This is a genomic window from Acidaminobacter sp. QWL-03, assembly GCF_058683855.1.
On the sequence record NZ_CM178752.1, the window covers coordinates 2473655 to 2487157 of the forward strand.

At 56.4% G+C, this 13503-nt stretch carries 12 protein-coding genes; 2 read left to right on the forward strand and 10 right to left on the reverse strand.

Annotated features, from left to right (window positions below):
* Positions 1-202 precede the first annotated feature (202 nt).
* The 5 genes from AC4PHM_RS11700 to AC4PHM_RS11720 form a co-directional block, all read right to left on the reverse strand.
* On the reverse strand, positions 203-787 hold the full coding sequence (locus AC4PHM_RS11700) for a 2-oxoacid:acceptor oxidoreductase family protein (RefSeq protein WP_492017936.1): 585 nt from the start codon (positions 785-787) through the stop codon (positions 203-205).
* Positions 787-2742 (reverse strand): thiamine pyrophosphate-dependent enzyme, encoded by a 1956-nt coding sequence (locus AC4PHM_RS11705; RefSeq protein ID WP_492017937.1) that lies wholly within the window; start codon positions 2740-2742, stop codon positions 787-789. The genes AC4PHM_RS11700 and AC4PHM_RS11705 overlap by 1 nt, the downstream gene beginning before the upstream one ends.
* Positions 2743-2777: 35 nt before the next feature.
* Positions 2778-3305 carry a ferredoxin domain-containing protein gene (locus AC4PHM_RS11710; RefSeq protein WP_492017938.1) on the reverse strand — a complete coding sequence of 176 codons (528 nt, stop codon included), beginning with the start codon at positions 3303-3305 and terminating at the stop codon, positions 2778-2780.
* Between the two features lie 119 nt (positions 3306-3424).
* Positions 3425-4021 carry a LysO family transporter gene (locus AC4PHM_RS11715; protein ID WP_492017939.1) on the reverse strand — a complete coding sequence of 199 codons (597 nt, stop codon included), beginning with the start codon at positions 4019-4021 and terminating at the stop codon, positions 3425-3427.
* Positions 4018-4299 (reverse strand): LysO family transporter, encoded by a 282-nt coding sequence (locus AC4PHM_RS11720; RefSeq protein ID WP_492017940.1) that lies wholly within the window; start codon positions 4297-4299, stop codon positions 4018-4020. Before AC4PHM_RS11720 ends, AC4PHM_RS11715 begins: the two co-directional genes overlap by 4 nt.
* A 286-nt stretch (positions 4300-4585) precedes the next feature.
* Here AC4PHM_RS11720 and AC4PHM_RS11725 point away from each other — a divergent pair, with 286 nt between their 5' ends.
* On the forward strand, positions 4586-6142 hold the full coding sequence (locus AC4PHM_RS11725) for an ABC-F family ATP-binding cassette domain-containing protein (protein WP_492017941.1): 1557 nt from the start codon (positions 4586-4588) through the stop codon (positions 6140-6142).
* 299 nt (positions 6143-6441) lie between these two features.
* Here the strand turns inward: AC4PHM_RS11725 and AC4PHM_RS11730 are convergent, their stop codons facing one another.
* Genes AC4PHM_RS11730 through yedE form a run of 3 tightly spaced genes read right to left on the reverse strand, consistent with a single transcriptional unit; the run spans position 6442 to position 7995 of the window.
* Positions 6442-6690, reverse strand: a complete 249-nt coding sequence (locus AC4PHM_RS11730; protein WP_492017942.1) for a putative Se/S carrier protein — start codon at positions 6688-6690, stop codon at positions 6442-6444.
* A gap of 11 nt (positions 6691-6701) precedes the next feature.
* Positions 6702-6917, reverse strand: coding sequence for a sulfurtransferase TusA family protein (locus AC4PHM_RS11735; protein WP_492017943.1), 216 nt, complete (start codon positions 6915-6917; stop codon positions 6702-6704).
* Position 6918: 1 nt separating this feature from the next.
* Positions 6919-7995, reverse strand: coding sequence for a YedE family putative selenium transporter (gene yedE / locus AC4PHM_RS11740; RefSeq protein ID WP_492017944.1), 1077 nt, complete (start codon positions 7993-7995; stop codon positions 6919-6921).
* A gap of 190 nt (positions 7996-8185) precedes the next feature.
* On the opposite strand from yedE, the gene AC4PHM_RS11745 reads away from it, so the two are divergent.
* Complete coding sequence (locus AC4PHM_RS11745) at positions 8186-9328, forward strand: aminotransferase class V-fold PLP-dependent enzyme (protein ID WP_492017945.1); 1143 nt, start codon at positions 8186-8188, stop codon at positions 9326-9328.
* 124 nt (positions 9329-9452) lie between these two features.
* Here the strand turns inward: AC4PHM_RS11745 and AC4PHM_RS11750 are convergent, their stop codons facing one another.
* Together AC4PHM_RS11750 and AC4PHM_RS11755 are read right to left on the reverse strand one after the other, a co-directional pair.
* Positions 9453-10925 (reverse strand): 2Fe-2S iron-sulfur cluster-binding protein, encoded by a 1473-nt coding sequence (locus tag AC4PHM_RS11750; protein WP_492017946.1) that lies wholly within the window; start codon positions 10923-10925, stop codon positions 9453-9455.
* Positions 10922-13387 carry a xanthine dehydrogenase family protein molybdopterin-binding subunit gene (locus AC4PHM_RS11755; protein WP_492017947.1) on the reverse strand — a complete coding sequence of 822 codons (2466 nt, stop codon included), beginning with the start codon at positions 13385-13387 and terminating at the stop codon, positions 10922-10924. The genes AC4PHM_RS11750 and AC4PHM_RS11755 overlap by 4 nt, the downstream gene beginning before the upstream one ends.
* Positions 13388-13503 lie beyond the last annotated feature (116 nt).

Sequence of the window (13503 nt, forward strand, 5' to 3'; positions counted from 1 at the left end):
TCCGGCATCCGCCTCGTTTGTTAGGTCGGTGTCTGACACCAAGTTTATTTCAGGGACTGACCCCGCTTGTCCATGTTGTTCGATTTCCTTCAACCTCTTCACCTCATAAAATGCCATATCTCACGACGCCAAGACGCGGCACCGGACTCAAAGATTGGCCCGGCACCGCGCGGCAGTAAAAACACTTCTCATCTTTTCAATGTTACCTGATCTCGCGCCCAAGATCAAATGCTTTCAGGTTCAGCGCCAGCGTCTTTTCCGGCACATGAGCCTCTATGGCTTTGCGCCAGCAGTCCAGTGATATGTCCTCCAGTACAGCAGATAGCATGCCCATAGTCACCATATTCACAACTTTTAAATTTCCCAGCTTCCGGGCCTCTTCCAGCGCGTTGATAGCCCGGACGTCGACCTCTCTCTGGCCATCCCCCGCAATCAACCCTTCGATGTCCTCCGGATATGCCGCTTTCTCCGTAATCACCGGCACCGGCGGAATCTTCGCTGTGTTCAGGATCACGACGCCGCCTGCCCTCACATAACCGCTCCACCGCAGTCCTTCCAGCGCCTCCAGCGCCAGCAGCACATCCGCGCGGCCAGGGGCGATGTTGGGCGAAAAGACCTCTTCCCCATAGCGCACGCTGCCCCAGACCTTGCCGCCCCGTTGAGAGAGCCCAATTACGTCGTTCGTCTTGACATCAAAGCCCGCCAGGAAAGCAGCTTCGCTGATAATGGCCGTCGTCATGACGAGCCCCTGGCCGCCGACGCCGCCCAGCATAATGTTTCGTACCATCACTGCTTCCCCCCTTCTGACGGAGTCTTGTTCTCGGTCAGGGTCGTGTCCGGCTTCGAGACCGCTTTTGCCACCCTGCCTTTGTCCCCGACCCGCGAAATCGCACTGACCGGACACACCTGCGAGCACACCGAGCAGCCCACGCAAAGGTCCGGGTCAATGGAAGACTTGAGTTTTTCAATGCCTTCATACTGTTTCATGATAATGGGCGGACAATTGGTTTTGACGCAGCTGCGGCAGCCTATACAAATTTGTGGATCCACGACAAAATACGGCTCGCGGATCTTGAAATTCAGCGCACACGGCCGGGTCGTCATCACGATAGACAGCCCCTCGAACTTCAGCTCCTCCTCAATGGCCGCCTTGGCCCCCTTGTAGTCAAATTGGTCCACGACCCTGACCCTCGGGAAGCCCATGGCCTTCAGCAGCTCCGGGATGGAGGTATTCATGTCCCAGTCCTTCGTGTAGCTGCCGGAGGTGGCGGTCATCTGGCCGCCCGTCATAGCCGTGGTGCCGTTGTTTAAGATTATCAGCGTCAGGTTGGCATTCGAATCCAATTGGTGCAGCAGATTCAGCGCCCCCGTCATACCCGAGTGAAAAAACGTGCCGTCCCCAATCACGCTGACCAGAGGCTCCGCCTTGCCGCTGAGGGAAAGCGCCTTGCTCATGCCTTTCATAATGCCGATGGTCGCCCCCATACTAATAATCGTATTCAGCATATGCAGCGGCTCCAGCACCGCCAGGGAGTAGCAGCCAATATCGCCAATCACACTGATTTTGTTCTTCTTCAGTATGTCAAACACTGGCCGGTGTGGACATCCCGCGCAGAACATGGAAATTCGCGCGACTGTATCCACCTCTCCGGCGGTCTCATACTTCGCCGACCCCAGAACACCGGCTTTCACCAGTCCCGCCTCGATCAGCTCTGTATGCAGTTCTCCGGTAAAGCTGAAATATTTCTTCCCTTCACATTGAATGCCATGGCTTTTGAGTTCATTCTCAATGAAAGGGGTCAGCTCCTCCAGCACCAGCACCTGCTCGTAATCCTCCACCAGGGACCGGAGCGCTTCAATTGGCAGCGGATACACCATGCCCAGCTTGTAGATGTCGACAGGTGCCTCCAGCTCTTTAAGGTTGTAGTACAACAGCCCCGAGGTGATGATCAGGGTTTTGGGTGGGAAGAAGGGGTCGCTAGGCGCAAGCCACTGCACCGTCTGTCTCCCATTTATTGGATGGAAGGGGGTGTCTGACACCTTCTTCCTCTCATCTTCCTCCCAAACCTCCAGGAAGTTGATGTCCCAACCAGAAGCATCCTCTGTCAAGCGCTCGATGCGCTTTTTCATCTCAAACTGTTTGGGAAACGTGTTGGGCGGCACCATGCCAAAATCCTCCGGGATCTTGGAAAAGCCCGCGATGTCTCGAACTTCCCGCTCCAATTCTTCAACCGGCCCCCGGCTGTGGCAGACACGGCTCGTCATTCGGAGCATGACCGGCAGACCATAATCCTCGCTGAGAGAAAATCCGAGTTTGGCAAAGTCCTTGGCTTCCTGAGAAGACCCCGGATCCAAAATCGCCATATTGGCGAATTTCCCAAGCACACGGTTATCCTGCTCATTCTGAGAAGACATCATTCCGGGATCCTCCCCGGAGACAAGCAAAAATCCACCCTGAATAGGCGTTTGCGTAAACGTCATCAGCGGATCCATGGCTATGTTGACCCCCACGTGCTTCATGGACACCATGGCCCTGGCCCCCGTAAAGGACGCGCCTATGCCGACCTCCAGCGCCACCTTCTCATTGACGGAAAACTCTGCATAGACTTCCGGCGCATAGGCCCGGACCGCCTCCAGCAGTTCTACCGTCGGTGACCCCGGATAACTCGACGCCACCAGACCGCCAGCCTCGTAAAAGCCTCGAGCCGCCGCCTCATTCCCTGTCATCAGCTTGACTTCCAAGAAGATCCCTCCCTAAGACTTGTCGCGAAAGTTTCTTACCCTCTGTCAAAGTAAGGGCTTTTCCCCTTGACCGACAGCGGCATTCCATAAGCGATCTTGACCTCTGACTCAAAAAGACCCAGCTCGATCGCTGCCTTCCCAACAGAAAACATCACCCGGTTGTCCACCCGTCGATCCGCCGCCAGAGACACCGCCGACCCCACCGCAATGCCCAAATCCGTCACATCAAAGGTGCAGATCCCGCCCGCAGCCTTGCTCGCCCCACAGTCCCTATACCCGCACATCCCGCAGAGGGGCACCCCGCGCTGAGACAGTGTTGTGCCTATGAGTACCACCGCCTCCGAGTTCAGAACGTTGGCAGCATCCCGGACAAAAAACGCCGCACCGCCCTCTTCGCCAATCGCCTTCATGCGCTCAGCCAGCGGCCCCAAAGCCTCCGTCCGCGACAAGACCACCGTTTCAATATGATCCACGCCGCGCCCCTTTGGCGCTGTCTTAGCCGCTACACACATGTCTTGAGCGGTTCTCAACACCGCATCACTGTAAACATTGTTGTTTTTCACTGTTAGCCCTCCCGATTTTCGAAGACCAACCCTATGGCCTTCCTACTCTGTTCACTTCATAGCTTCAGCCGATGGTCACCTAGCCCAGCTGCCCTGAAAATTTGACATTCCACTAAAACTTACAGCCCATAGAAAAACGGCACCAACACCGGCACCAGGGCAGACAGCACCACCCCGCTGAAAAACGCCATGATGGCTGCCTCAGGATCCGTATACCTCGAAATCACCGGCAGCGTCGAGTCCATGGCCGTCGCTCCAGACGGGGCAATCGCCGTATAATGATTCATATACTTCGCTAAAAAAGGTATGCTTATAATAGCCATGAGCTCCCTGAAGATATTGGTCATGAACGCCACCGCCCCAGTCTGCGCATTGTCCAGCGTCGTCAGCAGAATCCCGGACAGACTGTACCAGCCGTATCCTGCCGCAATGGCAAGCCCAGTAGATGCCGGCTGGCCAAACACCTGACTCGACACGTAGCCCCCCAGAGCGCTGCCGGCGATGATCCCCAGTGGAATCGCCACCAGCATGGTCCCGTGCTTTCGAATCTCCTTAAACACTGAGAGGTTCTGGCCCACCTCGATGCCAATCATCAGAATCAAAAAATTCAGCGCCCACAGGGTGAGCTCTCCAATCAGACCTCCCGCCTCAGGCGGCAAGGCGATGTATCCCACTCCTATCCCCGCTGCAATTGCGCCAATCAGCATCCAAATCATTTGTGGCGCACCTCCCGCACGAGCACCCGGCTGAGTCCGTAGACCACCAGGATACTGAACACGCTGGTCAGAGCTGCGTAAGTAAACGCCTGCAGCCCGAGAGCACGAAGGTTCCCCAGAATCTCCTCATTGAGGCCTATGGACAGCCCCATGGAAAACAGCAGCAGGACGACGCCCATTTGCTGAAGTCTTCCAACCCACTTCTTCTGCCGCTCCCCAAACTTAACTACTGCGCCGATGGTCACGCCCACCGCCAAAAACACCAAAATTCTCCACATGTCAAACTTTCTCCCTATAGTTGAATTGTTACTTCTATTCTACACGAAAATTTGAACAGCGGCTTTGGAAATTTGAAGGATTTAACAACCATCGGCAAAGTCTTTGAAAAGTCTTTGAAAAGGAGGGGAAAAACGGGGCTTCTGCGCTGAAATCACCAGTTGACAGCCGCCGGGAGTCGTATATAATCTTATAGGATGCTACTTAAGAGAAAATTTCCCCAGGGCGGATGTCGCAGCGGGGGTGCACTGAGAGGGCGGAAGTCCTCCATGATAAAGGAGTTTGAGCATGAGTATTTTGAATGTCAGAAACCTGAGCCACGGGTTTGGCGACCGCGCCATCTTCCAGGACGTCTCGTTCCGGCTGCTGAAGGGCGACCACATTGGGCTGATCGGGGCCAACGGCGAGGGCAAATCCACGTTTATGAACATCATCACGAATAAGCTGATGCCGGACGAGGGTAATATTGAATGGTCAAAGCGCGTCCGCGTCGGGTATCTCGACCAGCACACGTCCCTGAGCCCGGACCTGACCATCCGGGACGTGCTGAACAAGGCGTTCCAGTATCTCTTTGACCTGGAAGCGGAGATGCACAGCCTCTTCGAGGCTATGGCGGATGTGGAACCGGACGAGCTGGAGGACATCCTCGAGGATACAGGCACCATTCAGGACCTGCTGGACCACAATGACTTTTACAACATCGACTCCAAGGTGGAGGAGGTTGCCCGCGCGCTGGGGCTGTCAGAGATCGGTCTCGAAAAGAGTGTCGCGGACCTGAGCGGCGGTCAGCGGACCAAGGTGCTGCTCGCTAAGCTGTTGCTGGAGAAGCCGGACATCCTGCTCCTGGACGAGCCGACCAACTACCTGGACGAGCCCCATATCGAATGGCTCAAGCGCTACCTGAACAACTACGAGAACGCGTTCATCCTGATCACCCACGACATTCCGTTCCTGAACTCGGTGGTCAACCTGATCTATCATATGGAAAACCAGAAGCTGGATCGATACGTGGGCCAGTATGACGACTTCATGGCGGTTTACGAGATGAAGAAGAGCCAGCTGGAGTCTGCCTACAAGCGACAACAGCAGGAAATTTCAGAGCTGGAGGACTTCGTCCAGCGGAACAAGGCCCGTGTAGCCACCCGCAACATGGCTATGTCCCGTCAGAAAAAGCTGGATAAGATCGACCGGATCGAGCTGGCCAAGGACAAACCAAAGCCGGAGTTCAATTTTAAGGAAGCCAGGGCATCCGCCAAGGTCGTCTTCAAGACCACGGATCTGGTGATCGGTTACGACACCCCGCTGTCGAGACCTCTGAACCTGCAGCTGGAACGGGGCCAGAAAATCGCCCTGACCGGTGCCAACGGCCTCGGCAAGACAACGCTGCTGCGTAGTATTTTGGGGCTGATCCCATCCATCAGCGGCACGGTGGAGCTGGGGGATTATCTGTCGATTGGGTATTTCGAGCAAGAGATCAAAGAAGCCAACTACAACACCTGCATCGAGGAAATCTGGCAGACCTTCCCGTCCTACAACCAGTTTGAAGTGCGCTCCGCCCTTGCCAAATGCGGCCTGACCACCAAGCACATCGAGAGTAAGGTGCTGGTCCTCAGCGGGGGCGAACAGGCCAAGGTGCGCCTGTGCAAGCTGATCAACCGCGAATCCAACCTTCTCGTCCTGGACGAGCCGACCAACCATCTGGATGTGGACGCCAAAGAAGAGCTCAAGCGGGCTCTCAAAGCTTACAAAGGCAGCGTCCTCCTCATCAGCCACGAACCGGAGTTTTACCGCGAAGTCGCGACCGAGGTTTGGAATTGTGAGGACTGGACGACGAAGATTTTTTAATCGTTATTATTATAACTTGGTGACGCGGACAAAAACAAAACTGGTGACGCGGACGGATTTCAACTTGGGGCCAGAGCTTAGTGTAAATTTACACTTCCATCGGCTAATTGCTGTTTTTCAAGTCACTGGCAATACCCTAAAGCCAAAAAGCTACTTCCTGCACGAGCGCCTTGCCTTGGCGCATCCTGAGGAAGTAGCTTTTTTACGGATCAGAGGTGGCTCCGAGTTCGAGAACGACTATACGAAACCACACGCTTTTGGTCACTGATTACTCTTATACAAATTTAATGAACACTGGTTTAATATATATCATTCTCCCAAACCCGCTGATACTCATGACTGACCACCAGATACACTGCATCCAGATCTTCGAAGGCCAGGCTTCGAAAATTGCTATAGTTAAACCTGGCGCAGACGCCGCAGCTGGAGCTGATCATTCTCGGAACTGGCAGAAGCTTGCATGCCTCATTCAAAGCCTTGAGCTTTCGCTCAAATTTCAAAGCGCCTGCATGGGTATGAAAAGTGGCTACAAAATAGGTTTCCGCCATTGTCAGGCCACCTATTTGCTCGCGCGAATCAGCGTATCTTCGCCATTCGGACTGGCATCCACGTTCTTGAAGCCCGCGCTTTTCAGAAAACGCGTCACATTGCCCAGCGCGGCGGCGTTGTCAACGAGGACTTCCACTGTTGAAGTGGACGCAGAACCCGCCACAGCCTTTTTCGTCATAAGCACAGGCTGTGGGCAGGACATGCCACGGGTATCGATGATCGACATATTACATCGCCTCCTTGAGTTCTTTGGCTTTTTCGGTGACCATCGGCAAATTCATGATAGAGATGACCGCCACCACTATTAAAAGCAGCAGCACAGACAATTGGCCATTCGCCGTCACGCCCTTGGCGCTGGAAGCCAGACCAAAGTTGTGTGAAATCGCCGCACCTACGATCAGACCAAACACCGTCACCGCCGAGTCGGAGTTGCCCTCCCCCGAGAGGATCAGCTGGCGAAGCGGGCACCCGCCAAGGAGCACGCTGCCCCAGCCCGTCAAGAACAGGCCAAGGAAGTTCCAAAGACCATCCGTATGGGCAATAGGCTGACTTTCAAAGCCTAGAGCAAATGTTCCCATCGCCAGATTTCCTATTAAGGCGGTCACGAGAATGGCGCCAACGCCCATCAGCAGGTAGAAGTCCTTGAACAGAATCGCGTCCCGAATCCCGCCCATAGTGCAAAGCCGGGTCCGCTGTGCCGCCACGCCGGCGATTACGCCAGCGCCCAAAGAAATCAGCAACGGCGCGTGCAGGGATCCAGGCCCCTCAACGCTGAAGAAAACAAATGCCGGCGCTATGACGAGCAGCGCCAAAAGTCCTATCATTACCACAGGCAGCAAACTGCCTTCAAAAGCATTCTGCTTATAATTCCGCTTCAGGGAAAAGCCTTTGTTCAAGAAGACAATCCCCATGCCAATGCCGCCCGCAAAGCCGGCGAGGCCCACCAGCGCGTTCAGATCGCCGGCAGATAGGCGAAGGATCATGCGCAGCGGACATCCCAAGAACACAAGCGCCCCAATCATGACCGCAATGGCCAAGACAAACCGGGTCAGCGGCGATGATCCCCCGCGCGCAGAAAACTCCTTGAAGTACATGGCCGACCCCATAGCGCCAATTACAAGACCAATAACTTCCGGCCGGATATACTGCACCACTTCCGCCCTATGTAATCCCAGTGCCCCGGCAGTGTCCCTGAGAAAGCACGCAATACACAAGCCCATATTGGCAGGGTTCCCGAACTTGACCAGCGCAACTGACATCAGTCCAATCAGCGCCCCGGCCACAATAATACTGCTTTTCTTCATGACTTCTAAGCTCCTCTCATTTCCTCAATTTATTTAGTTCATATTGTTCACAGTTGCCATAATATCGCAATTCCCAATTCGCATCCAATCGCAAATATAGATCGAGAATCATTCTCGATAAAATAGTTCTATAGCAACCATCGGCAAAAATCCAGTATTCTAGAAGTAGATTAAAGAGGAGGACACACCCATGCATTATTTCGACAACGGCGCAACATCTTTTCCGAAAGCACCGGGCGTTGCCGCAGCCGTCGCAGATTATATCGAAAATATTGGCGTCAACGTCGGACGCGGTTTTTATTCCGAAGCCCTTGGCGCTGCGGGCGTCATGCTGGACTGCCGCGAAAAGCTGCAGCGGCTCTTTAACGCCCCGGAGGGCTACGAAACTGTCTTCACTATGAACATCACCGAGGCCCTCAACCTGATCCTCAAGGGTTATCTCAAGCCCGGGGACCACGTCATTGTCTCCAGCCTCGAGCACAATGCAGTCATGCGGCCTGTGGTCTCCCTCGAGCGACACGGCATTACCTTCACCCGCGCGCCATTCGACGAGGAAGGTGAGCTCATCGCCGAAGCACTGCCAGGCCTGATCCGACCAGACACCAAGCTGATCCTGGTTACCCATGCGTCCAACGTCTGCGGCACGGTCAATGACATTAACCGCATAGGCGAAATTGCCCAGGCCCATGGGATTCCTCTCGTGGTCGACGCGGCCCAAACCGCCGGCGTCATCCCCATTGACCTGCAAAAAAATAAGGCCAAGGCCATCTGCTTCACCGGGCACAAAAGTCTGCTCGGGCCGCAGGGCGTTGGCGGGATGGTGATCGACAAGGCGTTCGCTGCGCTGGTCGACCCCCTGATCGAAGGCGGTACCGGCAGCCGCTCGGATTCTGAGGAGCAGCCGTCCATGCTGCCGGACAAGTTCGAGTCCGGCACCCAGAACCTGCCGGGGATCTACGGTTTGAACGCCGCCCTCGACTATCTGGCCAAGACGGGCATTGACAATATTCACGCCAAAGAGATGATCCTGACAGAGCGCTTTATGGCGGGCGTAAAAGACCTCGTCGGCGTCCGGCTAGTCGGCCGGCGAGGGGTCGAAAACCGCACGGCTGTGGTCTCCATTGATTTTGAGCTGCACGACAATGCCGACATTGCTTATGTCCTCGACAGCGAGTATGACATCAAAACCCGGGTAGGTATGCACTGCGCGCCGGCCGCCCACAAAGCCCTCGGCACGTTCCCGCAGGGCACCGTCCGCTTCAGCTTTTCGTACTTCAACACGGAGGAAGAGATCGATTATTTGATCGAGGCGCTGAGGAAGATTTTGGCGTAAAGCGCCCCGGTGTGTCTGATGTGCTGGTGTGGCTGATGTGGCTGGTGCAAACCAATGAAATACAAAAAAATTAACCCTTGCCGATGGTTGGCCGTACCACAACCATCGGCAAGGGTTTTTAGTTTTATGAGCGCTTCACAGTTTTAGCCCTTTCCACCGCATCCCGGATCCCTTCGTATCCGGTGCAGCGGCACAAGTTGGCGGAGAGCCACTCCCGCTGAACCGCCTCATCCGCCTCCGGATGGGCTTCCAGCATAGCCCAGGCGTTGACCAGAAAGCCGGAGGTACAGTAGCCGCACTGGAAGCCGCCGCACTCGACAAAGGCCTGCTGAATCGCCGTATTCCCCAGCCCTTCCACGGTCATGACTGCTCTTCCCTCTGCCTCCACCGCCAGCATCAGGCAGGATTTCACCGGCCTTCCCTCCAGCAGCACCGTGCAGGCCCCGCAGTCCCCGTTCTCGCACCCCGGCTTGGCGCCGGTATGGCCCGCCGCCTGCCTGAGCACATTCAAAAGTGTTTCGGATGGCCGCACTGCCATAGTCCTCAGTTTGCCATTGATCTCGACAGCTATTTCGGTCAGCCCAGAATAGCGCGAGGCTTCCGCCAACTTACCAGCCTTGGCTTTGAGCGAATGTCCTTCAAAGCTTCCCCCATCCTGAACCTGCTCTCCTGCTTCACCGCCGGCTCCAGCGTCAGCCGGATCTCCAGTTACACGCGAATGCCCAGATTCAGCGAAATCCCGACGCTCACCTGGATCCTCCAGCTTCGAAAACGCCTCGACCAGATCCCGCTTCAGGAGTCCTAACTTATACGCCTTGGACGCTCTTAAATCATCCACTGCCAGTTCCTCAAGCCGCTCCCAGATGACCATGGCCTGGTCCTGCGGCAACGCCCCCGCCTCAATTCGCGCCGAGGTCTTCTCCCCGAACCAGACATAGGCTGAAACGCCGCTGACCGCGACGCTGTAAGACTCTCCCCGCCGCGTCACCACGGTGTGACAGATGGGATAATCAGTTTCCGTCTGCTTTTGGCGTCGGCGCCTGAAAAACCGCGTCTCTGCCAGCGCCGCCGGCGCCAGCTCAAACCCCAGCAAAAACTCGCCGGCCTTCAGCTCCAGCCGTTTGTGGAACACCTCCGCCATAGGCCGCTTCACAAGCCCTTCCGGCCCATAGAGCACAACTGCGGCCCCCAGCGTCAGCAGCCCCAGCGCCATTTCCCTGTAAGGCAGACGCCCACAGAGGTTCCCGCCGATGGTCAGCGTATTTCTCACCGTATGATCCGCAATGCCTCGGGCAACTTCTGACAGCAGGGTCCCTGGCATTGCTTCCTCAAGAGCCCCCAGTGCCGCACCGCCACCGATCCAAAGTGCGTCAGTCGACACCGGACTTTTTCCTACCCCCAGCGTCTTATAGGCCTCAATGCCCTTTAAGTCAATTACGACCTCCGCTTTGACGGTTCCTTTACGCATGGCAGTCACCACTTCTGTGCCGCCGCTGAAATAGATAGGTTTTTTACCTGCCTCTACGGCCTGTGCCCACAACTTGTAGGCAGCCTCCGCTGTGACCGGGCGTTCAAAGATAAAATCAAAGGCGATCATTCGAGGTCACCTGCCTTCTCTGTTAGTTCTACTTCTTCATTGTTTGTGTTGGAAGCGTTGTGGGGGGATCGGTAACCATCGGCAGAATTCTCTTTTTGTTCTTTATTGCTGAAGTCTGTGTCACCCTCCATAGCCAGCCAAATGGACTCTGGCGTCAGCGGCAAATGGTTCAGAGGCACGCCGGCCGCCCTGGACAAAGCGTTGGCAAGGGCGCCGGGCATGCCTATCACAGCCTGCTCGCCAAGCCCCCTGGCCCCGTACGGCCCATCCTTCTGCGGCGTTTCCAGAAACTCAATGTGATAGGTCGGCGCGTCGCCATAGCGCATGATCTTGAAGTCCCTGAGATCGTCATTCAGCACCTGTCCCCGGCTGTTGAACCGGAAGCCCTCGCAGGCAGCGTAGCCCAGTCCCATGGCCATGGCACCGGCGATCTGGCCTCTGGCTAAGGCCGGGTTGATGACTTTGCCGGCGTCCAGGCAGCAGGCCGCATTCAGGATCCTGTAGGTGCCATCCTGGGGATCCAAGAGGACTTCCACCCCTTGGGCGGCGAGGGTCCATTCCAGATCCGGGTGGCCCGCGCCGGTCTCAGGGTCGATCCCAGTCAGCCGTCTGGAGATGTAGCGACCTCGGCCAATCACTTGGCCTTCAATGGCATTGCCGTTTGGATAGGTGTACCCAAGCGCCACGTCTTTGAGGGGCAGCCCCACATGCGGCTCCCCGTCTAAGTAAATCCTGCCGCCGGATGCCATCAGATCCTCAGGCGGCACCCGGAGCACAATGGAAGCTGTTCTCTTTAGCTGGTTCAGCGCATCTTCACAGGCGTCAAATGCTGCCCGGCCGGCCATGAACAAGCCGCGGCTGGCGGCGGTTGCCCAGTCGTGGGGCGCCACCCTGGCATCTGCGGTCATCTGGACATGCACCTTTGCCGGTTCCAAGCCGAGGCGCTCCGCGACAATTTGCGCAAGGCCGGTCTTGGTCCCCTGTCCGAGCTCGACAATACCCGTCTGAAGATTGACTGAGCCGTCGCCATTGAAGGTCAGGATCGCGCCTGCGTCCGTGTTGGTCGGCATGGCAGGCGCTTTCCAGAGGCAGGTCACGGCTTTGGCAAGAATTCGTCCGTCCTCCAGCACCCGCCTGCTTCCCTCGTCCCAGCGCAGCGACTGGGCCACTTGGCGAATGCAGCCTTTCAGGTCGCCGGTGCTCTCATCCAGCACACTTTGAACCGGTGTCGTGTCGCCGGCGGTGACTGCGTTTCGCAGGCGGAGTTCTACAGGGTCCATCCCCAGAGCGTCTGCCAAAGTTTCCATAGCCCGCTCAACCGCGAAGGAGGCCTCCACGTGGCCAAAGCCACGGTAAGCCGTCGCGAAAGGATGGTTGGTATAGACGCACAGGGAGTCGCAGCTCACGTTTGGAATTCTGTATGGTCCGGTGCAGGAAATTGCCGCCGCCCGGCTGATGTTGACCGCGTAATCCGCGTAGGCGCCGCTGTCGAATAGAAATTCCAGCTCCGCGGCTAAAAGGGTGCCATCTCTGGCCGCGCCCAGCTTGACCCTGGCTTCCAGGCCCATGTTGCCCGGGGAGCTGAGGAGATCCTGTTCTCGGGTGTTGACCAGGCGTACAGGACGGCCGCCTACAGATTTAGACAGCAGATAAGCCAGACCCTCCAGCTGAATGCCGGCTTTGCCTCCAAAGCCTCCGCCTATGGGCGGCGCGATCACGTTGATCAGACCTTCCTCGATGCCAAAGAAGACGCTCATGAGCCCCTTGACCACAAAGGGCGCCTGAGTCGTGGAGTGGATTTCCACCTCTCCGCTGCCGTGAATGCGGACCAGCGCCGCCCTCGGTTCCATGGCCACATGGTCGCCAGGCGGGAAAGAGGTAGAGACTTCAACTATGGTTTCCGCTGCCTTGAACGCCTCAACGGCGTTGCCTTTGCGAATCTTCGTTCGGTTGGCCACGTTTGTCCCGGGCTCCGGCAGGATCGCGGGGATGTGAACGTAATCCGCCATCTCGGGATGGAGGAGCGGGGCGCCTGGTGCCAGTGATTCGGAGGGTCTGCTGACCATCGGCAAAATCTCATATGTGACCTCGATCTGGTTCACAGCAGCCTGAGCCTGACGCAGGGTGTCTGCCACCACCGCAGCCACGGGCTCGCCGTGATGGCGTACCACGCCTCTGGCGAGAGGCGGCTTGTCCCCGAGATAAAGACCAATATTTTGGGCATGGTACTCACCGGTCAGCACAGAGTGGACCCCGGGCATGGAGAGCGCTTTTTCGACATTGATTGAGAGAATTTTGGCGTGGGCGTGTGGACTGATCTTGACGGCGGCGTGAAGAACACCGGCTTCCGAATAATCTCCCAGGTACTTTTGGCGCCCCGAGACCTTGTTCTGACTTTCCTTGCGCGGGATTGACCTGCCTATTGCGTGATGCCTGTTTGCGTCGACTTGCTTGTCGTTCACTTCTCTGGCCCCTTCCACAAATGAGAATAATTTTCGCATGCTCTGGCACAAAATTTATTTCTGTCCGCGTCACCAAATCAAAACCTGTCCGCGTCACCAAACTAAAACTGGTGACG